At 74.2% G+C, this 20281-nt stretch carries 23 protein-coding genes; 17 read left to right on the top strand and 6 right to left on the bottom strand.

The window, feature by feature from the left end; translation table 11 throughout:
* Window positions 1-6: 6 nt before the first annotated feature.
* Window positions 7-939, bottom strand: coding sequence for an ABC transporter ATP-binding protein (locus ACZ4YL_RS10210; protein ID WP_468115243.1), 933 nt, complete (start codon window positions 937-939; stop codon window positions 7-9).
* A 132-nt stretch (window positions 940-1071) separates the two neighbouring features.
* Between ACZ4YL_RS10210 and ACZ4YL_RS10205 the strand changes: the two genes are divergently transcribed.
* Together ACZ4YL_RS10205 and ACZ4YL_RS10200 are read left to right on the top strand one after the other, a co-directional pair.
* Window positions 1072-2298: a sensor histidine kinase gene (locus tag ACZ4YL_RS10205; RefSeq protein WP_468115241.1), complete on the top strand. Its 1227-nt coding sequence runs from the start codon at window positions 1072-1074 to the stop codon at window positions 2296-2298.
* On the top strand, window positions 2295-2993 hold the full coding sequence (locus tag ACZ4YL_RS10200; protein WP_468115239.1) for a response regulator: 699 nt from the start codon (window positions 2295-2297) through the stop codon (window positions 2991-2993). The genes ACZ4YL_RS10205 and ACZ4YL_RS10200 overlap by 4 nt, the downstream gene beginning before the upstream one ends.
* Window positions 2994-3025: 32 nt before the next feature.
* Here the strand turns inward: ACZ4YL_RS10200 and ACZ4YL_RS10195 are convergent, their stop codons facing one another.
* Window positions 3026-3481, bottom strand: coding sequence for a DoxX family protein (locus tag ACZ4YL_RS10195; protein ID WP_468115238.1), 456 nt, complete (start codon window positions 3479-3481; stop codon window positions 3026-3028).
* A 415-nt stretch (window positions 3482-3896) separates the two neighbouring features.
* Here ACZ4YL_RS10195 and ACZ4YL_RS10190 point away from each other — a divergent pair, with 415 nt between their 5' ends.
* The 6 genes from ACZ4YL_RS10190 (at window position 3897) to ACZ4YL_RS10165 (ending at window position 8954) form a co-directional block, all read left to right on the top strand.
* On the top strand, window positions 3897-4853 hold the full coding sequence (locus ACZ4YL_RS10190) for a tellurite resistance/C4-dicarboxylate transporter family protein (RefSeq protein WP_468115236.1): 957 nt from the start codon (window positions 3897-3899) through the stop codon (window positions 4851-4853).
* Window positions 4854-4947: 94 nt separating this feature from the next.
* Window positions 4948-5382: a VOC family protein gene (locus ACZ4YL_RS10185; RefSeq protein WP_468115234.1), complete on the top strand. Its 435-nt coding sequence runs from the start codon at window positions 4948-4950 to the stop codon at window positions 5380-5382.
* Between the two features lie 199 nt (window positions 5383-5581).
* Window positions 5582-6268 carry a Rossmann-fold NAD(P)-binding domain-containing protein gene (locus ACZ4YL_RS10180; RefSeq protein ID WP_468115232.1) on the top strand — a complete coding sequence of 229 codons (687 nt, stop codon included), beginning with the start codon at window positions 5582-5584 and terminating at the stop codon, window positions 6266-6268.
* A gap of 57 nt (window positions 6269-6325) precedes the next feature.
* Window positions 6326-7534 (top strand): RNA ligase, encoded by a 1209-nt coding sequence (locus tag ACZ4YL_RS10175; RefSeq protein ID WP_468115231.1) that lies wholly within the window; start codon window positions 6326-6328, stop codon window positions 7532-7534.
* A 3-nt stretch (window positions 7535-7537) separates the two neighbouring features.
* Entirely contained in the window at window positions 7538-8572 is a 1035-nt protein-coding gene (locus ACZ4YL_RS10170; RefSeq protein ID WP_468115229.1) for a phosphatase domain-containing protein, read from the top strand.
* A gap of 31 nt (window positions 8573-8603) precedes the next feature.
* Window positions 8604-8954, top strand: a complete 351-nt coding sequence (locus ACZ4YL_RS10165) for an NTP pyrophosphohydrolase (RefSeq protein WP_468115630.1) — start codon at window positions 8604-8606, stop codon at window positions 8952-8954.
* 58 nt (window positions 8955-9012) lie between these two features.
* On the opposite strand, the gene ACZ4YL_RS10160 is transcribed toward ACZ4YL_RS10165, so the two are convergent.
* Window positions 9013-9459: an SH3 domain-containing protein gene (locus ACZ4YL_RS10160; protein ID WP_468115228.1), complete on the bottom strand. Its 447-nt coding sequence runs from the start codon at window positions 9457-9459 to the stop codon at window positions 9013-9015.
* A 215-nt stretch (window positions 9460-9674) separates the two neighbouring features.
* On the opposite strand from ACZ4YL_RS10160, the gene ACZ4YL_RS10155 reads away from it, so the two are divergent.
* Both ACZ4YL_RS10155 and ACZ4YL_RS10150 read left to right on the top strand, forming a co-directional pair.
* On the top strand, window positions 9675-10049 hold the full coding sequence (locus tag ACZ4YL_RS10155; RefSeq protein ID WP_150261200.1) for a YbjQ family protein: 375 nt from the start codon (window positions 9675-9677) through the stop codon (window positions 10047-10049).
* Window positions 10050-10123: 74 nt separating this feature from the next.
* Window positions 10124-10624: a GNAT family N-acetyltransferase gene (locus ACZ4YL_RS10150; RefSeq protein WP_468115226.1), complete on the top strand. Its 501-nt coding sequence runs from the start codon at window positions 10124-10126 to the stop codon at window positions 10622-10624.
* Window positions 10625-10690: 66 nt separating this feature from the next.
* Here ACZ4YL_RS10150 and ACZ4YL_RS10145 read toward each other — a convergent pair whose 3' ends face one another.
* Window positions 10691-12520, bottom strand: coding sequence for a serine/threonine-protein kinase (locus tag ACZ4YL_RS10145; protein WP_468115224.1), 1830 nt, complete (start codon window positions 12518-12520; stop codon window positions 10691-10693).
* A 104-nt stretch (window positions 12521-12624) separates the two neighbouring features.
* On the opposite strand from ACZ4YL_RS10145, the gene ACZ4YL_RS10140 reads away from it, so the two are divergent.
* Window positions 12625-13254, top strand: a complete 630-nt coding sequence (locus tag ACZ4YL_RS10140; RefSeq protein WP_468115222.1) for a class I SAM-dependent methyltransferase — start codon at window positions 12625-12627, stop codon at window positions 13252-13254.
* A gap of 292 nt (window positions 13255-13546) precedes the next feature.
* Here ACZ4YL_RS10140 and ACZ4YL_RS10135 read toward each other — a convergent pair whose 3' ends face one another.
* Window positions 13547-14551, bottom strand: a complete 1005-nt coding sequence (locus ACZ4YL_RS10135; RefSeq protein WP_468115220.1) for a DMT family transporter — start codon at window positions 14549-14551, stop codon at window positions 13547-13549.
* Window positions 14552-14580: 29 nt separating this feature from the next.
* On the opposite strand from ACZ4YL_RS10135, the gene pdxR reads away from it, so the two are divergent.
* Genes pdxR through ACZ4YL_RS10115 form a run of 4 tightly spaced genes read left to right on the top strand, consistent with a single transcriptional unit; the run spans window position 14581 to window position 17795 of the window.
* Window positions 14581-16110 (top strand): MocR-like pyridoxine biosynthesis transcription factor PdxR, encoded by a 1530-nt coding sequence (gene pdxR, locus ACZ4YL_RS10130; RefSeq protein ID WP_468115219.1) that lies wholly within the window; start codon window positions 14581-14583, stop codon window positions 16108-16110.
* A gap of 43 nt (window positions 16111-16153) precedes the next feature.
* Window positions 16154-16603, top strand: a complete 450-nt coding sequence (locus tag ACZ4YL_RS10125) for an LPXTG cell wall anchor domain-containing protein (RefSeq protein WP_468115218.1) — start codon at window positions 16154-16156, stop codon at window positions 16601-16603.
* 8 nt (window positions 16604-16611) lie between these two features.
* Window positions 16612-17298, top strand: coding sequence for an RNA polymerase sigma factor (locus tag ACZ4YL_RS10120; RefSeq protein ID WP_468115216.1), 687 nt, complete (start codon window positions 16612-16614; stop codon window positions 17296-17298).
* The gene (locus ACZ4YL_RS10115; RefSeq protein ID WP_468115214.1) at window positions 17295-17795 is read left to right on the top strand and encodes a hypothetical protein; all 501 of its coding nucleotides are present in this window, start codon (window positions 17295-17297) and stop codon (window positions 17793-17795) included. The genes ACZ4YL_RS10120 and ACZ4YL_RS10115 overlap by 4 nt, the downstream gene beginning before the upstream one ends.
* A 13-nt stretch (window positions 17796-17808) precedes the next feature.
* Here the strand turns inward: ACZ4YL_RS10115 and ACZ4YL_RS10110 are convergent, their stop codons facing one another.
* The gene (locus tag ACZ4YL_RS10110) at window positions 17809-18261 is read right to left on the bottom strand and encodes a MarR family winged helix-turn-helix transcriptional regulator (protein ID WP_468115212.1); all 453 of its coding nucleotides are present in this window, start codon (window positions 18259-18261) and stop codon (window positions 17809-17811) included.
* A 236-nt stretch (window positions 18262-18497) separates the two neighbouring features.
* Between ACZ4YL_RS10110 and ACZ4YL_RS10105 the strand changes: the two genes are divergently transcribed.
* Window positions 18498-19733, top strand: coding sequence for an MFS transporter (locus ACZ4YL_RS10105; RefSeq protein WP_468115210.1), 1236 nt, complete (start codon window positions 18498-18500; stop codon window positions 19731-19733).
* A gap of 55 nt (window positions 19734-19788) precedes the next feature.
* Complete coding sequence (locus ACZ4YL_RS10100) at window positions 19789-20217, top strand: GlcG/HbpS family heme-binding protein (RefSeq protein WP_468115209.1); 429 nt, start codon at window positions 19789-19791, stop codon at window positions 20215-20217.
* The last annotated feature ends 64 nt before the right edge of the window (window positions 20218-20281 follow it).

The following is a 20281-nucleotide window of genomic DNA, read 5'->3' as shown; positions in this document are numbered from 1 at the left end:
CCCACGCTATCGCCCGCCCTCCGGGCCGGCCTCGGCCGACACGGTCCGGGAAGCGGCGCACAGTTCGTCCAGCACCTCCTCCAACGTGGGCCTGCGGGTGTCGAGTTCGAGGATCACGATCCCGTGCTCGGTGGCCAGGGCGCCGACGCGTTCCGCCGGCATACCGGTCACGGCGAGCCGGCCCGGCCCCGACAGGCCGGCCCGGACCACCGTCGCGCCCCCGTCCGTCAGTACGGCGGCCAGCTCGGCGCGGTGCGGAGTGCCCACGACGACCCGGGCCACGGCGCTCCGGGCGGTGAACTCGGCCGCCGACTGCGCGAGCACCGTCCGGCCCCGGTCGAGGACCACGATCCGGTCGGCCGTCCCGGCCAGCTCCGCCGCGCGGTCACCGGTGATCGCGACCGTACGCCCCTGCGCGGCCAGTGCGCGCAGCAGCCGGCGGGCCCACCGCACCCCCTCGGCGTCCAGCCCGGCCAGCGGTTCGTCCAGCAGCAGCACGGGCGGATCCCCGAGCAGCGCCACCGCGATGCGCAGCCGCTGCAGCATGGCGGGGGAGTACGTACCCACGCGCCGCCGCGGCTCCTGCAGCAGGCCGGTCTCCGCCAGCACCTCGGCCACCCGGGCCGCCCCGATGCCGTGCGCGCGGGCCAGTGCCCCCAGCACCGCCCCGGCGGTCCGCCGGCCGGGCAACCCGGCCGGATCGGGCAGGGCCCCGATCTGGTGGGGGCTGCGCGGGCGGCCGCGCAGCGGGACCCCACACACCGCGACCGTGCCCGCGGTGGGGGAGTCCAGCCCCAGGATCACGCGGAGCGCGCTGGTCTTGCCGGCCCCGGCGGCGCCGAGGAACGCGGTGACCGCGCCGGGCCGGGCCGTGAGGGAGAGCCGGTCCACGGCGGTCCGGTCGCCGTGCGTCCTGGTGAGTTCCTTGACCTCGATCACCCGCGCCACCCTGCCGGGGCACCCGGCCCGCGGACATCGCACCGCCGGCGGAAAACTTCCGGCGGCCTCGGCCCGGGGGTGTAAGCCCGTGGGCCGATGCCCGGCCCGGGGACGGCTGGCTACGGTCACGCCATGGACAACCCACCGAAGAGCGCGAAGACCCCGAAGACCCCGAAGATCACGAAGACCGCGCGGAGTTCGACACCGAGGCCCGGTGCGGCCCGCACGGCCTGGGGCGGCGCGGCCCTCTACGTCCTCGTCCTGGGCCTGCTGATCGGCGGAGTCCCGTACGCCATCGGGCCGCTCCTCGGGGTCGTGACGCTGCTGGCCGTGACCCCGCTCGTCCCCCTGCTGCGGCACCGGCCCCTGGCGGCACTGGCCCTGACCCTCCTCGGCGGTACGCTCGTCGCGGGGGCCGCCCAAAACCACAGCCCGGGCCGGTTCCTCGTCTTCCTCGCCTCGGACCTCGTCCTCGGACTCGTCGTCGCCACGCGCCCCCGGCGGGACGCGGTCATGGCTCTCGTCATGGTGTTCGTCGTGGAGCTTCCGGCGGTCGCGTTGGTCGCCTCCGGACCGTACGACCTGATGAGCACGAGCCTGATCGCCTTCCTGTCCCTGGGTGCCGTCTACATGACCGGCCTGCGCTTCCGTGAACGCCGGGAGCACACGGCCGAACTGCGCGCGCAGCAGGTGGCCGAGGCCGTGACCGCCGAACGGCTGCGCATCGCACGCGAGTTGCACGACATGGTCGCCCACAGCATCGGCGTGATCGCCATCCAGGCCGGTGTCGGCAGCCGGGTCATCGACACCCAGCCGGCGGAGGCCCGCGCCGCCCTCCAGGCCATCGAGGCCACCAGCCGCGAGACCCTGTCCGGCCTTCGCCGTACGCTGGTCGCGCTGCGCCGGGCCCAGCCGGACGGCCCCCGGGAGCAGGCGCCGCTCGGGCCCGCCCCCGGGCTCGCGGACCTCGACGGGCTGGTGGCCACCACCGCCGACGCCGGAGTGCGGGTCGACGTACGGTGGGTGGGGGAGCGCGGTCAACTGCCGCCCGAGGTGGACCTGTCGGCGTACCGCATCGTGCAGGAGGCGCTGACCAACGTGGTGCGCCACGCGGGCACCGGACACTGCCGGGTGACCATCGGCTACGGGGAACAGGAGCTGACCGTGGAGGTCGTCGACGACGGGCGCGGCGCGCCCGACGGCATCGGAAGTACGGGATTCGGCATCACGGGCATGCGCGAGCGGGTCAGCCTGCTGCACGGCCGCTTCAGCGCCGGTCCCCGGGCCGGGGGCGGCTTCCGGGTCGAGGCGGCGCTGCCGCTGCCCGTCGCCGCGGCGGCCGTGGACGGGCTCCGATGACCGACGTCGCTCCCGCGCGGGCGATCCGCGTCCTGCTCGTGGACGACCAGCCGCTGGTCAGGTCCGGCCTGCGGGTGCTGATGGCCGACACCGCCGACCTGGAGGTCGTCGGCGAGGCCGGTACGGGCACCGACGGGGTCCGTCTCGCCGCCGAACTGCGCCCCGACGTGGTGGTGATGGACATCCGGATGCCGGGCATGGACGGCATCGAGGCCACCGGGCTGATCACCGCGGGGACGGAGGCCGTCAAGGTGCTCGTGCTGACCACCTTCGACGAGGACGACCACGTCTACGGGGCGCTGCGCGCCGGCGCGAGCGGATTCGCCGTGAAGGACATGGCCGTGGAGGAGATCCTCGCCGCGATCCGGGTGATCGCCGCGGGGGACGCCCTGATCGCGCCGGGCGTCACCCGCAGGCTGATCGCGGACTTCGTCCGGGCGCCCGGGCCGGCGGCGCCGGAGGCGGTCGAGGCGCGGGCGCCGCGGCCCGTAGCGGGGATCACCGAGCGCGAACGGGAGGTGCTGACCCTGGTGGGGCGGGGCCGTTCGAACGGCGAGATAGCCGAGGAGCTGTTCATCTCGGCGGCCACGGCCAAATCGCACGTCTCGCGTCTGTTCACCAAGCTCGGCGCCCGGGACCGGGTCCACCTCGTCATCATGGCCTACGAGATGGGGCTGGTCGCACCGCCCCGCTGAGGGGCCGACGAGTGTGGCGCTGAATCGATTCCTCAGGCGGTGACGGCCTCAGGGCGGTTCTCGTCCCGCCGCCCGGGGGAGGCCGCCGAACGCGAGGAGAACAGCCCGTCCACCGCCAGGGCGCCGGGGCCGGTGAACACCAGCAGGAGGAAGGCCCAGCAGAACATCGCCGAGGCCTCGCCGCCGTTCTGCAGCGGCCACAGCGCACCGGGCTGGTGCACGGTGAAGTACGCGTACGCCATCGAACCGGAGGCGACGAAGGCGGCCGCCCGGGTGCCGAGACCCAGCAGGATCAGGGCGCCCGCGACGAGCTGGATGGCGGCGGCGTACCAGCCGGGCCAGGTGCCGGCGGCGACGGTTCCGCCACCGTGCGCACCGCCGAGGACACCGAAGAGGGAAGCGGCGCCGTGCGACGCGAAGAGCAGTCCGGTGACGATCCGGAACAGGCCGACGGCGTAAGGCTGGGCATGGTCGAGACGTGCGTTCATGGGGGGAGGCTCCTTCGGTCGGGGACGGGTCCCGAAGTCGTGCCGGCGTTCTCGATCGTGGGCGAGCCATAGGTTAGGTAGGCCTAACCGGGCTGGCAAGCGCGAGTTCCGGCCACCCGCCGAGGGGGTCCGACGCTACCCCGCACCCGGAGGGCCGCGCCGGTGGCGCGCGGATCGGCGTGCCCGCGCGAGCGATCGGGGACCCGCCGGTCCGCTCCCCTGTGACGGACCGGCAGGTCCGCGTCTGAGTCCGAGCCAAGACACCCCCTAGGACCGGCCCGCATCCCGGCCTGTGCATCGTGCACAGGTTTGCTTGATCTTGCGGGCAAGAAGTTTCGCGTCCGGCCGTGTGGTTCCCGCGGCGCGTCGGCCCCGTCCGCGGGTGGCCGGCCGACCCGTGGGGTCCGCTGGACGCGTGAGCATCCTCCCCGGCCGTGACTGGTGGACCGGGCTCCCGCCCGCGGCGGGAGCCGCCGTCATGGCCACCGGCATCATCTCCGTCGGCCTGCACCTGACCGGACAGGAGGCGGCGTCACTGGCCGCGCTGGTCGCCGCCGGGGCGCTGTGGCTCGTACTCGCCGCCGACTTCACCTCCCGGCTGCTGGGCGACCGCGGGCGGTTCCGCGCCGAGGCCGACACACCGGCCGCGCTGACGGCCGTCGCCGCCACCACCGTCATCGGGGCCCGGCTCTCGCAGCAGGGCTGGCAGACGGCGGCCGCCGTGCTGCTCGTGGTGGCGGCGGTGCTCTGGCCCGGGTTGCTGTTCAACGTCCTGCGGCACTGGCGGCGGCGCATGCCGGGAGCGGCCTTCCTCGGGTGTGTGGCGACCCAGGGCCTCTCCCTCCTCGCCGCGTCCCTCGCCGACGCCGGCCACCAGGACCCGCTGGCACGGGCGGCGATGGCCGCCTTCTGCCTCGGCCTGCTGCTCTACCTGGCGGCCCTGTTCCGCTTCGACCTGGGCGAGGTGGTGGGCGGGGCGGGTGACCACTGGGTGGCGGGCGGTGCGCTCTCCATCTCCGCCCTGGCCGGATCCAAACTCACCGCGTCACCCGTATGGACCGGTTCGGCACACACCGCCCTGCGTACCGTCACTCTGGCCCTGCTCGCCCTGTCCCTCGCCTGGTACGTCGTCCTCCTCGCCGCCGAACTGCGCCACCCGCGGCCGCGCTACGACATCCGGCGCTGGGCCACCGTCTTCCCGCTCGGCATGACGGCCACCGCCTGCCTCTCCGTGGCGGACCCGGCCGGCGTCGCCTGGCTGCGCCCGCTGGGCGAGGTTCTGCTCTGGATCGCCGTCGGGGCCTGGCTGCTGACCTTCGCCGTGCTGGTCGCCTCGCACCTCACCGCCGGGAGCGGGGCGACGGGCCGCTGACGCCCGCGGCGCGGCGCGGCGCGCCGCGCGGCCCGCGTCCCGTGGCCCCTTGCGCCGTGTGGCGACGGCGCCGACACCTCAGTAGGGTCCCGGCATGGCGTACACATTCCAGGTGACCATCGACTCGACCGACCCGCACACACTGGCCGACTGGTGGGCCGAGGCCCTCGGCTGGGAAGTGGAGCCGAGCGACGAGCAGTTCATCCGCGGCCTGATCGAGGCGGGCCACGCGAGCGAGGACGACACCAAGACCCACCGGGGCACCCTCGTCTGGAAGGCGGGCGCCGCGATCCGCCACCCGGAGGGCCTGGAGCGCGCACCCCGCGTCCTCTTCCAGTTCGTCCCCGAACCCAAGACGGTCAAGAACCGGGCCCACTTCGACGTCCGTACCGGCTCCGACGACCCGAAGGCGCTGGTCGAACGCCTCCTCGCCAACGGCGCCACGCACCTCCACGAAGGCAACCAGGGCCCCAGCGTATGGACGACACTCGCCGACCCGGAGGGCAACGAGCTCTGTGTCTCGCACTAGCCCGCACCTGACAAAGCACCACTAAGGGCTGTCCCGCAATCCCCGGCGGGCGCACGACGTCAGCTACGGCACCTCGCCGCGTTGTCGGAACGCCCGAATACGCCCAGTATGAGGACGCCCCTCCGCCTTGCGATGCACCGCATCTGACGCCGTGCGCTGATCCACCGGGGATTACGGGACAGCCCTTAGGCTGCCCTCCGTGAACGTCATCCTCTTCGGCGCGACCGGCATGCTCGGCCGGAGCGTCCTGCGCGAATGCCTGCGCGACGACGCGGTCGAGAGCGTCGTCGCCGTCGGACGCACCCCGCTCGGCGTCAGCCACCCCAAGCTGCGCGAGTGCGTCCAGAGCGATCCGTCCGACCTGGCCGCCGCCGGCATCGACCCGGCCGCGTACGACGCCTGCTTCTTCTGCCTCGGGGTCTCCTCCGTCGGCATGAAGGAGGAGGCGTACCGGCGCGTCACCTACGACCTGACACTAGCCGTGGCCCGGCCGCTGGCCGCCGCCAATCCCGGCATGACCTTCGTCTACGTCTCCGGCGAGGGCACGGACAGCACCGAGCAGGGCCGTTCCATGTGGGCCCGGGTCAAGGGGAAGACCGAGAACGACCTGCTGGAACTCCCCTTCCGCGCCTACATGTTCCGCCCCGGCATCGTCCAGCCGGTGCGCGGCGTGCCCTCCAAGGCCCGCCTGTCCCGGGTGTTCTACGCCGTCCTCGGCCCCCTGGTCCCCCTCGTGCGGCGGGTCGCCCCGAACCTCGTCATCACCTCCGAGGCCTTCGGCCGCGCCATGATCGCGGTCGCCACGCCCGGCACCGAGATCCCCGGCCACATCCTGCGGCCGGCCGACATCAACCGCCTGGGCACGGCGCCGACCAGGCATAATTGACTACCGGGCACACCCTCCCGCAGGTGAGAATGAGCCATCTCAAACCGGGAGGACCCCATGAGCCAGGAGACCCTGACTCTGCATGACCTGCTGCCCGCACAGGCGCTGGCGGACTCGATCGACGCCGGGTACGTGACCCGCAAGTCGCACCCCGAACTGCCGCTGTCCATCTACACCTACACACGGACGGCCCAGTACGAACGCGTCTGGAACGACGTCACCACACGCTGCCGCGGACTCGTCGCCGACGACGACACCGGTGCGATCGTCGCTCTGCCGCTGCCGAAGTTCTTCAACGTCGGCGAGCACGAGTCGGGACAGCCGTACGCCCCCGCCCTCCCGGACGAGCCGTTCGAGGTCTACGACAAGGTCGACGGCAGCCTCGCCGTCGTCTTCCACTACGCGGGCCGCTGGCGGGTCGCCTCCAAGGGGTCCTTCATCAGCGCCCAGGCGACCTGGGCGCAGCGCCTGCTCGACGGCCGGGACACCGCGGCCCTGCGCCCCGGCACCACCTACCTCGCCGAGATCCTGTACCCGCAGAACCGCATCGTCGTCGACTACGGCGACCGCCGGGACCTCGTCCTCCTCGCGGCCTTCGGCCAGGACGGGACCGAGGTCCCGCTCGCCGAGGCCGCGTCCCACTGGGAGGGGATCGGCTCCGTCGTCACGGTCTGGCCCGCCATGCCCATCGCCGAGCTGATCGCGCTCACCGAGTCCAACACCCTGCCCGGCGGCGCCCCGGCGACCGGCACCCAGGCGGAGGGCTTCGTGCTGCGCTTCGCCTCCGGTGTGCGCGCGAAGGCCAAGCTGGCCGAGTACGTACGGCTCCACCGCGTGCTCACCAAGGTCACCGAGCGGGACATCTGGCGCGCCCACGGCATCCAGCGGTTCGCCGGCCTGCCCGTCAAGCAGCTCGCCCAGGGGCTCGGCACCACGGTCGCCGAGATCGAGGCCTCGGGCGGCAAGCCGCTCGACGTGCTGCTGGACCAGGTGCCCGACGAGTTCGACGCGTGGGTGCGCGAGGTGATCGAGCGGATCGAGAGCGAGGCCGCGCGGCGCGAGCGCGCCAACGACGAGGCGTACGCGGGACTCGCGCACCTGGCGGCCGACCGGGGGGCCTTCGCCCGGGCCGTGAAGACACTGCCCGACCGGGAGGTCCGGGCCGCCATGTTCCTGCGCCTGGACGGGCGGTCCACGGAACTGGCCGTATGGCGCAACGTGCGGCCGGAGACGTCCGACCCCTTCACGAACGACGAGGAGAACTGACCCGTGTCCCAGGAGACACCCGAGAACACGGCCGTGACCGCGGAGGTGACCGCAGACGCGACCGAGGAGGCGAACGCGGCCGTGGCCGCCGCCGAGGAGGCCCCGCTGCCCGTCGTGCACGTCATGACGGGCCTGCCGGCCTCCGGCAAGACGACGGCCGCGCGCGCCCTGCAGGCCGCGGCCGGTGGCCGCATGCGCCGTGTCAACCTCGACGACCTGCGGCTCATGCTCGACCTCCCGGACCCCGAGCGGGGCCGCAGCTTCAAGCACGAGCAGACCGTGCTGGCCGTCCAGGACGCGGCGGTCCGCGCGGCGGTCGACGGCGGTTTCGACGTGGTCGTCGACAACACCCACCTGACCAAGAACATCCCCAAGCGGCTCAAGGCGGCGGTCGGCGGTCTCGCGACCTTCGTCGTGCACGACTTCACCGACGTCCCGCTGGAGGAGTGCCTGCGCCGGGACGCCGCGCGCGAGCGCCAGGTCGGCGAGGAAATCATCCGCATCCTGGCCGAGAAGCACGAGAAGGCCCGGCGGGGAGGCTGGCGGCTGACGTCGGAGTGGATGAACGGCGGGGCGAGCGGGGTGGCCGCGCCGCCCGTGACGGAGTACGTCCCCGACCCGGCCCTGCCGGCGGCGGTGATGTGCGACATCGACGGCACGCTGGCCCTGACCGGTGACCGGGGCCCGTACGACTTCTCGCGCTGCGAGCTCGACCTGCTCAACGAGTCGGTACGGCACGCGCTCGACGCCTTCCGGCGCGCCGACGGCGACGTGATCGTGCTGCTGTCGGGGCGCGGCGAGGAGCACCGTCCGCAGACGGAGTCCTGGCTGCGGCGCCACGAGGTGCCGTACGACGAGCTGTGGATGCGCGCGGCGGGCGACACGCGCCGCGACGACGTGGTGAAGGCGGAGCTCTTCGACACGCATGTGCGCCACCGGTACGCGGTACGGGTCTCGCTCGACGACCGGGACCGGGTGGTCGCGATCTGGCGCCGGATGGGCCTGCCCACCTGGCAGGTCAACTACGGCGACTTCTGAGGGCCCGGCCGCCGTGAACGCAGTGAACGCCATGCGCAAGGTGCTGATCGTGGACGGCGCGAACGTCGTCGGCTCGGTGCCGGACGGCTGGTGGCGGGACCGGCGGGGCGCGGCCGTCCGGCTGCGCGACCTGCTGGCCGGCCGGGGCGGGGACGAGGAGATCGTCCTCGTCGTCGAAGGCGCCGCCCGGGGCGTCGAGTCCGTTCCCGGTGTACGGGTGGACTCGGCGCCGGGGAGCGGTGACGACCGGATCGTGGAGCTGGCCGCCGCGTATGCGGAGCGCGGCTGCGTCGTGGTCACGGCCGACCGTGAACTGCGGGAACGGGTCCGGGCGTACGGCGTGGAGTGTGTGGGTCCGCGTGCCGTACGCCCGGTGGACTGACTGCTGACCCGCTTGGCTGCCGGCCTGCCTGGCTACCCGTCGGCCGGCCGGGACCGGGTCAGCGGCAGTACTTGACCTCGGAGAGGTTCTTGACGTAGCGGGCGGAGACCCAGCGCTCCTTGTCGTAGGCGCGCTTGGGCGCCTGGGCGTCGTGCTCCCAGTCGCCGTTCTTCTCGGCCAGGCGGTACCAGATGCGGTTGCCGTCGACCTTGTCACCGTACTTCTTGCACTCGATCTCGACCTTGCTGTGCGGGTACACGTGGCCGAGGGACTGCGCGTGGGTGCTCGGCTTGCTGCGGACCGTCAGCGGGCCCTTCGACACGACCTTGCCGATGACGTACTTCTCGGGATACACGCCGGGCTCCGCGGACCCTCCGCCGACGACGATCTCCCGCGGGGGCAGGTTCTCCGGACCGTCGTCGGCGACGGCGGCGCCCGCTCCGACCAGACCGAGAACCAGGCTGCCGGTGGCGAGAGCGAGGGTGGTTCTGGTGGGCTTCAGCATGAGCCGGCTCCTCTACGAAGACATCCACCCGGCCGCGACGCGCGGCACGGGGCGGCAACCAGGCGGTCGCCAGGGACGACTATGACGAGGGCGGGGCGTGTAGCCCCGGTGGCTCACCGTCGTTTAACCCGATATGACCAATTTGCCCCGCCGGAGTGCGGGGCCGTGTCCGCCCCGGGGTGCGGGCGGTGGCGGCCCGCGCGAGAGTGGGTGCCATGGGTATCGATGACTACGGCGGCGGCGCCGGCGCACACGAGAGCGGCGTCCTCGTCGTGACGACCAACGACGTCCCCGGCTACCGGGTGGAGCGCGTCATCGGCGAGGTCTTCGGCCTCACCGTCCGCTCCCGCCACCTGGGCAGCCAGATCGGCGCGGGCCTGAAGTCGATGATCGGCGGCGAACTGAAGGGCCTGACCAAGACCCTGGTGGAGACCCGGAACCAGGCCATGGACCGGCTCATCGAGCAGGCGAAGGCGCGCGGCGGCAACGCCGTGCTGATGATGCGCTTCGACGTCACCGACGCCCAGGACGTCGGGACCGAGGTGTGCGCGTACGGGACGGCCGTCGTCCTTGTCCCCGCCTCCGCCTGACCCCGCCCCCCGGCCCCGCCCCCGCTCCCGGCCCCGGCCCCCGAGGGCGCGCACCGGGATGCGATGCTCCCTCCGTGAGCGAACCACGTGAGGTTGTCGTCGTCCGCCGGCCGGGTCGTGACCTTTGTGCCCAGGACGGGTTGGCGGGACTGCTGACCGCCTACCACCTGAGGACGCAGGAGGAGAAGGGCGAGGCCGTCTCCGGCGCGGACGCACTGCCCGACCGCTACCGCGCGGAGATCGCGGATCCGCAGCTGGCCTTCGCCCGCGATGACGTGCTGCTGGCATCGATCGGCGACACCGCGGTGGGCTGCCTGGTGGTGGCCGCCCCCGTGGACGGGCGGTCCGAGGTCAAGAGGCTCTGGACGGACCCGGAGTTCCGCGGGCTGGGCATCGCGCGCCGTCTCGTCGGCGCCGCGCTGACGCATGCCGAGGCGAGCGGCCTCGATGCGGTCCGGCTCTCGGTGTGGCAGTGGCGGGCAGGCGCGATCGCCCTGTACGAACGGCTCGGATTCACCGTCACCGGGTCGTGGGACGAGCGGGACCGGCTGGTCTGCATGGAACGTTCCGTGTGAGGGGAACACGCCGCTGCAGGTGAGCCGGTCCGGCCCGTCGGGCTCACGCCCTGCCCACGGCCGGGCCTACCGCTTCCAGAGCGTCACTTCGGTGAGGTACGTCGGGACCGTGTAGTTCTTCTCGGTCGAGGGCTCGAGACTGACGATCTTCACCATGGCCAGGTTGCCCTTCGACGTGACGGTGCACAACAGGTCGCCCTGGACGATGGTGCTGTCCGCGCCGGTGACGTCCGCCTCCCGCAGCCGGTTGGGGATGGGGTCGGTGGCGGCCCCGGTCTCGCACTGTTCGGGGGTGGGACCCTTGCTCTTGCCGAAGGAGGTCGAGGTCCGGATCCCGTCGTAACCCATCGTCAGCTCCTGGTCCGACGAGCTGATCTCGCCGGTCGTGGCCACCTTGGGGAAGTCCAGGTCGACGTCGTTGTACTTGCCGAACTCCCTGGGCGCCAGGAGCTTCAACGGCTTGTCCTTGAACACCGCGGTGTAGGTGCGCCCGGAGGGCGAGGCGTTGGGCGAGGACGAGGACGACGACGAGGCGGAGGGTGTCGAGCCGCCGGTCTGCGCCGCCGGCGCCGCGTCCTTCGGGGCGTCCGCCGTCTTCTCCTTGCTGTCGCCCGCGGTCTGCTTCGCGCCGCTGTCGTCCCCGCGCGTGAGGTACCAGGTGCCGCCCGCGGCGAGGGCGACGGCCAGGACACCCGCGCCGACGACCAGCGGCACACGGCTGCGCCGCGCCGCCGGGGCGGGGGCGGCCGGTCCGGCCGGTGCGCCGTAGGCCGGGGCGGCGTAGGCGGGAGCGGCGGTGGGGGCGCCGTACAACGGCGGGTGCGGGCCGCCCGCCGGGCCCGGGCCGCCCGGGCCCTGCGTCGGCGCGTACGCCGGGGGGACCGGCCCGGAGGCCTGCGTGGGCGCGTACGCGGGCGGGGCCGGGGCGTGCGCAGGTGCCGGGACGTGCGTCGGGGCCGGGACCGGCGCCTGGGCCTGTGCCTGCGCGGACCGCTCGCGCCGGGCGATCTCCGCGGCCAGCGGCGCGGGCAGCCAGCCGTCGAAGTCCCGCAGTTCCCGGCCCGCCGCCCGGCCGCACCACTCGGCGAGCTCGGCCGGGGTGGGCCGCTGCGCGGCATCGGAGTGCAGGCAGCGCTCCAGCAGCTGGCGCAGCGGCTCCGGGTAGCCGCTCAGGTCCGGCGCCTGCTGCGGGGTGTTGGCTATCGCGGCGGCGATCGAGAGGCCCCCGCCGTCGCCGTACGGGTGGCGGCCGGTGGCCGTGACCGCCGCGATCAGACCCAGCGCGAAGACGTCGGTCGCCGCGGTGACCGTCCGGCCGAGCGCGTGCTCGGGGGACATGTACTGCGGCGTCCCGATGAACCCGCCGCTGCGCGTCAGCTGGGTGGTGTCGGTGGCCCGCGCGATACCGAAGTCGATCACCCACGGGCCGTTCGAACCGAGCAGGATGTTGCTCGGCTTGAGGTCGCGGTGCACCACCGAGGCGGCGTGGATCGAGTGCAGGGCCTGCGCCGTGCAGCCGATCAGCTGGAACACCGCGGGCAGCGGCAGCGGGCCGTGTGTGGCGAGGGCGTCGTCGAGCGCCAGACCCGGCACGAACGCGGTGGCCAGCCAGGGCTGTTCACCACTGGTGTCGTGGTCGAGCACCGGCACGATGTGGTACCCCTGCACGCGGCGGGCTGCCTGCACCTCGCGTTCGAAGCGGACCCGAAAGTCCTGCTCCTGGGCGAACTCGCGGCGGATGACCTTCAGGGCCACCGGCTGGTTCCCGCGGGTCCGCGAGAGGTAGACGGAGCCCATACCGCCTTCGCCGATCTTCGCGAGCAGCCGGTAGCCGGCGATCTCCTGCGGATCCTCCGGACCGAGCGGTCTCAGTACGGCGTCGTCGGTGTTGGACATGGGCTCCCCCTTGATGATCACTGACCTCCGATCCTAACGGGGACCGTCGCCTGCCACGGCACCGCGCCGGTACGGTGGTGCTCCGGAGGCGAAGGGGCGGCCCGATGAGTCAACGCAAGTCGGCGGCAGAGGTGTTCGACGATCTGGGGGAGCGCTACGAGGAGGTGTTCGGGCGGGTTCCCGGCCAACTGGCGGCCCTGGACTGGCTCACCGGCCGACTGCCCGCCGGAGCAAGGGTGTTGGACGTGGGCAGCGGCACCGGACGGCCCACCGCCGAGACGCTGGTCCGGGCCGGCTGCGCCGTCACCGGCATCGACGTCTCGGCGGCCATGGTCGAACTGGCCCGCGCCAGAGTCCCGCAGGCCCGCTTCGAGCAGGCCGACGTACGGACCTACACGCCCGAGCGGGCCGGCTTCGACGCGGTGTGCTCCTTCTTCCCGCTGCTGGTGATGGACCAGCCGGAGGTCGCGGGGGCGCTGGACCGCATGGCGTCCTGGGTCGCGCCGGGCGGGTACTTCGTGATGGCCACGGTGCCGGGGGACATCCGGGGCCTGGACATCGAGTGGATGGGCCACGAGGTCACCGTCAGCAGCCTCTCCACGGCGGACCACCTGGCCAGGTTCGCCGGCCTGGGCCTGGAGGTGCTGCACCACCACACCGCGCACTTCCAGCCCGCCGACGACCGGGCGGGCCCGGAGGAGCACCTCTTCTGCTACGCGCGCCGGAGCGTGTGAGGGGTCGTCGGACCGGGCCGGCGAGTGTGCCGCTGCCCCGGGCGAGCGCGACCGCCGCGCGCGCGGGCCCTTGCATCGTGCCACTGCTACGACGACTTCAAGGCCCCGTACCGCAGACCGGAGTACTGGATCCGGGACGTCCGGCCGCAGGACCGGTTGCGCAAGCCCGTCCTGCGGACCTGCGACGTCCACGCGGCGGTACGCGAGCTGGAGCGGCTGACCGCAGACTTCACGCCGGCGGAGCAGTTGCGCCCGGGGCGCCGTCAGACGGGCCTGCATCGTGGCGTCGGGCTCAGGGCCTGTCGGCGAAGTCCCGCCCGGCCCGTGGCGCCCGTGCGCCCTCCCGCGGGGCACGGTCCGGACGCAGGCCCGCGGCCAGCCCCGCGATCACCACCAGCAGGCCCAGCCACACCGCCGGGCCCGGGACCCCGCTGCCCGTGAGGACACCCGCACCGGTCGCGGCCAGGGGCGCGATCCCGGCCAGCAGGCCCGCGCGGCCGGCGCCCACAGCGGCCACCGTCCGGTACCAGAGCAGGAAGGCCACCGCCGTCACCATGACGGCGAGGTAGCCGGCGGCCGCCCACTGGGCCCGCCCCAGCGACGACAGCCCGGCCGGGCTGTCGAAGGCGACCGCGAGGCCCGCGAGCATCAGCGCGCCCAGCCACACCGCGTGCACGGACACCCCCCACGCCCCGTGCCGGCGCAGCACCGGGACCGCGAGCAGGGTGAAGGCGGCCTCGCAGCCCAGCGCGAGGGCCGCCCAGGCCACCCCCGCGGCGTCCGTCCGGCCCGTCCCCTCGACCAGGACCGCCCCGGCCACCACCACCGGAGCCGCCAGCAGCACCCGACGGCTGGGCCGCCGCCCTTCCAGGAAGGGACCGAGCAGACCCAGCAGGATCGGTACGGAGGCCACCGCGACGGCGATGACGGCCGGTTCGGCGTGCGCGACGCCGCGCACCACGGCCACGTTGAACAGCACCAGCCCGGTCGCCGCGATCCCGGCCAGCCACAGCCACTCCCGGCCCCGCGGCCGGTGGAGGGCCACCCGGGCGGCCCGGGCCAGGCCGAACAGCAGCAGCGCGGCGGCCGCGTACCGGACGGCCTGGGTGGCGAACAGCGGGGCGTCGACGAGCGCCCGCGAGACCGTGACGCTGCTGCCGACCAGCGCCATTCCGGCGATCCCCGGAAGCAGGTCACGGAACGCGGTGGAGTCGGCGGGAGTGGCGGAGGAAGAAGGGGACGTGGCGGACGTGGCGGACGTGGCGGATGTGGGGGTGGAGGCGGGCTGTGTCTGCATGGGAGCCAGCGTGGCCGCACAATGGCCCCATGAGCAGGTCCAATGAAGGTGCCACCGAGGGGTCCAAAAGCCCGAGCGGCTCGGACTTCCTCCAGCTCGACGTCGGCCAGGCCCCACCGGGCGGCCGCACCGAATGGCTGGCGGGTCGGCTCCGCGCAGCCATCGCCGACGGCACCCTCCCGGTCGGCAGCCGGCTCCCGGCCAGTCGTGTCCTCGCCGCCGAACTGCGCGTCTCCCGGGGGCTCGTCACCGAGGCCTACCAGCGCCTCGCCGAGACCGGCCAGGTCAGCGGCCGGGGCCGGGGCGGCACCGTGGTCGTCGCCGCGCCACCACCGGTGGCCACCGGCTCCCGCCCACCGGAGCGCGGCGGGCTCGTGGACGCCCTGCGTGCCGTGCCGTGCCGGATCGACCTCTCGCCCGGGGTGCCCGACCTCACCGCGTTCCCGCGTACGGCCTGGCTGCAGGCCGAGCGCCGGGTCCTCGCCTCGCTCACCCCGGCCGACTTCGGCTACGGCAACCCCCAGGGCGCCCCCGCACTGCGCGAGGCGGTCGTCGGCTGGCTGGCCCGGAACCGGGGGATCCGGGCCGACCCCGACGAGGTGGTCGTCGTCGCGGGTGTCGCCCAGGCGCTGGCGCTGCTGGCGCACGTCCTGCGGGAGGAAGGCGTCCACCGGATCGCGGTGGAGGACCCGGGCTCGCTGGGCGCCCGGCAGCAACTGGAGTACGGGCGGCTGGAGCCGGTACCCGTACGGGTGGACGAGGCCGGGCTGGACGTGGCCGCGCTGCGGGCGAGCGGGGCCGGTGCCGTCCTGCTCACCCCGGCGCACCAGTTCCCGACCGGGGTCGTCCTCGACGGCGAGCGCCGCCGCGACCTGCTCGGCTGGGCGGCCGCCGGGGGACTGGTCGTCGAGGACGACTACGACGCCGAGCACCGCTACGACCGGGCCCCCGTCCCCGCCCTGCGCGCCCTGCTGCCCGAGGCGGTCTGCTACGCCGGCAGCGTGTCCAAGCTCCTCGCCCCCGCCCTGCGCCTGGGCTGGCTGCTGGTCCCGCCGCGCCTGCGCGACGCCGTGACCGCCGCCAAGCGCTACGCCGACCTCGGCAATCCGGTCCTCGCCCAGCTGGTCCTCGCCCGGCTGATGGACTCGGGCGAACTGGAACGGCACCTGCGCTACGTCCGGCGCCGCCACCGCCGCCGCCGCGACGCCATGCTCCGGGCCGTCGCCGAGCTGCTGCCCGGCGCCCGGGTGCACGGCGCGGCGGCCGGGCTGCACCTGATGGTCACCTTCGACGGCGCCGGCTTCGACGACACGGCCCTGGCCTCGGCGGCCCTGGCCCTGGGGGTCAAGACCCACCCGCTGTCCTGGCACCGCGTCCGGCCGGGCCCGCCAGGCCTGATCCTCGGCTACGCGGCCGGCTCGGCCGGAGAGATCGAGGAGGGCATCGCCACCCTGGCCACGGCCCTGGGGAGGGTCGCCGGCGGGCGCCCGGAAACCGGTCGGAAAGTTTTTCCGGAACGGCGGCAACCTCCCGGGGGGTCGCGCGTCGTGCGGGGGTGAAGGGCGCAGTCCCGCGTCCTCGACCCGACCGTGGAGAACCACCGTGAAGAACCTGAAGCGTGTCCCCCTGGCCTTCCGCCGGACGGCCTTCACCGCTGCCGCCGCCGGAGTGGCCGTCGCCCTCGCCGGTCCCGCCTTCGCCGCGAGCGGCAGCTCGGCCACGCCCTCCCCGTCGGTCAGCGTGCCCGCCGGCGCCTCCCCCACGGCGGGCGGGCCCAAGCCCACCCCGTCGATGGGCACCCCGCCGAGCGCGTCCCCGAGCGCGGCCCCCGGCGCGTCCCCGAGCGCGGCCCCCGGCGTCGTCACGCCGGCCCCCGGTTCGAGCACCAGGCCCAGTGCGTCGCCCTCCGAGCCCTCCGCCGCTCCCGGCGCGGCGGAGCTCGCGCATACTGGCTCCTCGGCGACGACCATCGCCATGGGGGCGGGGGCCACGGGTCTGGTCCTCGCCGGCGCGGGAGCCCTGTACGCCGTACGGCGCCGCGCGAACAGCTGAGGAATCCCGTGCTCCGACTCGCATCACCCGTCGGCCCCCTCACGCCCGGCTTCGGCCGGGCGTGGCGGGGCCTTTGGTCGTTGCTGCGCGGGGACCGTTCCGCCCCGCCCGTCTCCCCGCGGTCGTACGGCTCCTCGTACGGCTCCTCGTACGGATCCCCGTACGGCTCCTGGTCCCCGTACGACCCCACGGCTCACGGCGACCAGCGGCCACCCACCGTCAGCGAGCTCTACCACGCGCACCGGCTGCGGATGGTCCGCCTCGCGGTGCTGCTCGTCGACGACCTGGCCACCGCCGAGGACGTGGTCCAGGACGCCTTCACCGCCCTCTACCGGCGGCACGGGGAGCAGATCACCGAGGTCGACAACGCCCTGGGCTACCTGCGCACCGCGGTGGTCAACACCTCGCGCTCGGTGCTGCGCCGCCGGCGTACCGTCCGGGCCTGGACCCCGCCCGTGGCGGCCGACATACCGTCCGCCGAGGACCACGTGGTCCTGGACGAGGCGCACCGCGAGGTGCTCGCCGCGCTCGGCCGGCTCACGCCGCGCCGCCGCCAGGTGCTGGTGCTGCGGTACTGGGCCGATCTCAGCGAGGCGGAGATCGCGGCCACCCTCGGGATCAGCCGGGGAGCGGTGAAGTCCAACGCGAGCCGCGGCCTGGACGCCCTGGAACGGATTCTGGAGGGACGGATATGACGCGTGACGGCGAACGCCTCACCGAGCGCCCCGTCGAGCGCCGGCTGCGGCAGGCCCTCGACGCGCGCGCGGACAGCATCGACGTCCGCCGGCTGCGGCCCGCGGAACCGCCGGGGGCGCACCTGGGACGGCTGCCGATGGCCGGGCTGCGGCGGTTCGCGCTGCCGCTGGCGGGCCTGGCGGCGGCAGCGGCGGCCGCCGGGATCGGCTACCTGCTGCTCGCCCCGGATCCGTCGCCCGGCCCGGGGCTGCCGGCCACCCCACCGCGGATCACGGCCCCCGGCCCGTCCCCGCAGGACCCGACGTCACCCGCCCCGAGCCCCTCCGGATCCGGGCGCCCGACCCCGTCCGTGTCCTCGCCCCCCACCGGTTTGGTCAGCCCGTCGGTCCCGGTCTCACCCAGGGCATCGGGGTCACAGACCCCGTCGGCGAGCCCGTCCGCCGCGCGCGGAGGCATCGTCACGTCCTCGCCGTCGTCGAGCTTCGCCCCGCGCTAGCGGGGCCGCCCGGTCAGCCCCGGAGGTTCTCCACCGCCGTGACCAGCGGGGCGAGTTCAGGTGTGCGCGAGGCCTCGTCCAAGGCCTCGCGCAGGGCGGTGTCATTGGTGGGGCGGGCCGCGGCCAGGAGGGCCAGGCCCGCCTCGCTGACGTCGGTGTAGATGCCCCGCCGGTCGGTGTCGCAGATGTAGCGGTTCAGCAGGCCGCGGTCCTCCAGCCTGCTCACCAGCCGGGTCGTCGCGCTCTGGCTGAGCACCACCGAGTCGGCGACCTGGTGCATCCGCAGGTGCCCGCCCGGGCCGTTGTGCTGGCGGCTGAGGACGTCGAGCAGCGAGTACTCGCGCACGCTGAGGCCGTGGCCGGCCTGCAGGGCCCGTTCGATGTGCGCCTCGATCCGTCCGTGCAGGAGGGAGAGGGCGCACCAGCCCTGGGAGAGGGCGGTCAGCGCGCTGTCCGTGGCCGTCATGGGCTCCTCCGTCGAAGCGTCCCGGGCTGGGGTGTGTGACCACCAGGATAGTCCACACGCGCAATAGCCCGCGCTTGCAAATATCCCGCGTCTGCAATTAATGTGGACGCATGCAAGCGGCGATCGCAATCAATCGCCCCGGATCGCCCTCGAACGCTCTCCATCGCCCTAGATCGCGATCACGCCGTCGCCCCGCGCAGCCCGCACCACCCCCTCCCCTGAAGGACACCTCCCCCATGCCTCTCGCACTCCTCGCCCTCGCCGTCGGGGCCTTCGGGATCGGCACCACCGAATTCGTGATCATGGGCCTGCTTCCCGAGGTCGCCGGCACGTACGGGGTCTCGATCCCCACCGCGGGCTTCCTGGTCACCGGCTACGCCCTCGGCGTCGTCCTCGGCGCGCCCCTCATGACCGTGCTCGGCACCCGCATTCCCCGCAAGCGCATGCTGATGCTGCTCATGGGCCTCTTCATCGCGGGCAACGTGCTCTCCGCCCTCGCCCCCGCCTTCGGCGTCATGCTCGCCGGCCGCGTCGTCGCCTCACTCGCCCACGGCGCCTTCTTCGGCATCGGCGCGGTCGTCGCCGCCGGACTCGTCGCCCCCGAGAAGAAGGCCGGCGCGATCGCCATGATGTTCACCGGACTGACGGTCGCCAACGTCGTCGGCGTCCCCCTCGGCACGTTCGTCGGCCAGACCCTCGGCTGGCGCGTCACCTTCCTGATCGTCGCCGCGCTCGGCGTCGCCGGCCTGCTCGGCATCGCCCGGCTGGTACCCGAGCTGCCCCGGCCCGAGGGCGGCGTACGGATCCGCCGCGAGCTCGCCGCCTTCCGCAACGTCCAGGTGCTGCTCGCCATGGCGATGACCGTGCTCGGCTTCGGCGGCGTCTTCGCCGCGATCACCTACGTCACCCCGATGATGACGAACGTCGCGGGCTTCGCCGACACCTCCGTCACCTGGCTCCTCGTCCTCTTCGGCCTGGGCATGGTGGCCGGCAACCTCCTCGGCGGCCGCTACGCCGACCGCGCGCTGATGCCGATGCTGTACGTGGCCCTGGGCGCCCTGGCTGTCACCCTCGCCGTCTTCACCCTCACCGCCCACACCAAGGCCGGCGCGGCCGTCACCCTCGTACTGATCGGCGCCCTCGGCTTCGCCACGGTGCCGCCGCTCCAGAAGCGCGTCCTGGACCAGGCCGCCGGGGCGCCCACCCTGGCCTCGGCCGTCAACATCGGCGCCTTCAACCTCGGCAACGCCCTCGCCGCCTGGCTCGGCGGGCTGGTGATCGCCGCCGGACTCGGCTGGACCGCCCCCAACTGGGTCGGCGCGGCGCTGGCCGCCTCCGCCCTGGTGCTCGCCCTCGTCTCCGGCGCGCTGGAACGCCGTACGACGCGGCGCGCGGCCCGCGGCGACCGGGGCACGGCCGTGGTGGCTGCCGACGCACCCGAGGCCGCCGTGGCCGTCCCCGCCCACCACTGATCCACCCCCCTTCCCCCGTACGCACGCACCCCCGCCCAGCAAGGAGAAACACCGCATGTCCACCCCCACCCGCACCGCCGTCGCCCCCCTGACCACCGAGGATGCCGAGCTGCTCGTCGCCACCGCCCAGGCCGCCGCCGAAGCGGCCGGGGCCGCGGTCAGCGTCACCGTCCTCGACGCCGGCGGCCACCTGCTCGCCTTCCGACGCGACGACCGCGCCGTGCTGATCTCCGGCGAGACCAGCACCCGCAAGGCCTACACCGCGCTCCAGCTGAACGCGCCCACCGCCGACCTGGTCGAAGCCGTCCGGCCCGGCGGGCCCTTCCACACCCTGCCCACGGCCCTCGACCGGCCCCTGCTGTTCATCGCGGGCGGGCTGCCCGTCCACCGCGACGGCCGCCTCATCGGCGCCATCGGCGTCGGCGGCGGCGCCCCCGACCAGGACCACGGCTTCGCCGCCGCCGCGCGGGACGCCCTCGTCTGAGACCGCCCGGGACCGCCGGGTAGCGCGCCCGTGTCCCCCGTGCCACGTTGGTACGGGGGACACG

It is taken from the genome of Streptomyces sp. NPDC030021 (assembly GCF_055574035.1).
The sequence above is the reverse complement of the archived record's forward strand: the minus strand, read 5'-3'. Positions and strand labels throughout refer to the sequence as shown.

Coding starts and splice junctions, on each gene's coding strand:
- ACZ4YL_RS10100 (WP_468115209.1), top strand. CDS start 19,789: ATGTCCACCCCCACCCGCACCGCCGTCGCCCCCCTGACCACCGAGGAT.
- ACZ4YL_RS10185 (WP_468115234.1), top strand. CDS start 4,948: ATGGCGTACACATTCCAGGTGACCATCGACTCGACCGACCCGCACACA.
- ACZ4YL_RS10135 (WP_468115220.1), bottom strand. CDS start 14,551: ATGCAGACACAGCCCGCCTCCACCCCCACATCCGCCACGTCCGCCACG.
- ACZ4YL_RS10105 (WP_468115210.1), top strand. CDS start 18,498: ATGCCTCTCGCACTCCTCGCCCTCGCCGTCGGGGCCTTCGGGATCGGC.
- ACZ4YL_RS10140 (WP_468115222.1), top strand. CDS start 12,625: ATGAGTCAACGCAAGTCGGCGGCAGAGGTGTTCGACGATCTGGGGGAG.
- ACZ4YL_RS10115 (WP_468115214.1), top strand. CDS start 17,295: ATGACGCGTGACGGCGAACGCCTCACCGAGCGCCCCGTCGAGCGCCGG.
- ACZ4YL_RS10205 (WP_468115241.1), top strand. CDS start 1,072: ATGGACAACCCACCGAAGAGCGCGAAGACCCCGAAGACCCCGAAGATC.
- ACZ4YL_RS10200 (WP_468115239.1), top strand. CDS start 2,295: ATGACCGACGTCGCTCCCGCGCGGGCGATCCGCGTCCTGCTCGTGGAC.
- ACZ4YL_RS10110 (WP_468115212.1), bottom strand. CDS start 18,261: ATGACGGCCACGGACAGCGCGCTGACCGCCCTCTCCCAGGGCTGGTGC.
- ACZ4YL_RS10145 (WP_468115224.1), bottom strand. CDS start 12,520: ATGTCCAACACCGACGACGCCGTACTGAGACCGCTCGGTCCGGAGGAT.
- ACZ4YL_RS10160 (WP_468115228.1), bottom strand. CDS start 9,459: ATGCTGAAGCCCACCAGAACCACCCTCGCTCTCGCCACCGGCAGCCTG.
- ACZ4YL_RS10165 (WP_468115630.1), top strand. CDS start 8,604: ATGCGCAAGGTGCTGATCGTGGACGGCGCGAACGTCGTCGGCTCGGTG.
- ACZ4YL_RS10195 (WP_468115238.1), bottom strand. CDS start 3,481: ATGAACGCACGTCTCGACCATGCCCAGCCTTACGCCGTCGGCCTGTTC.
- ACZ4YL_RS10155 (WP_150261200.1), top strand. CDS start 9,675: ATGGGTATCGATGACTACGGCGGCGGCGCCGGCGCACACGAGAGCGGC.
- pdxR (WP_468115219.1), top strand. CDS start 14,581: ATGAGCAGGTCCAATGAAGGTGCCACCGAGGGGTCCAAAAGCCCGAGC.
- ACZ4YL_RS10175 (WP_468115231.1), top strand. CDS start 6,326: ATGAGCCAGGAGACCCTGACTCTGCATGACCTGCTGCCCGCACAGGCG.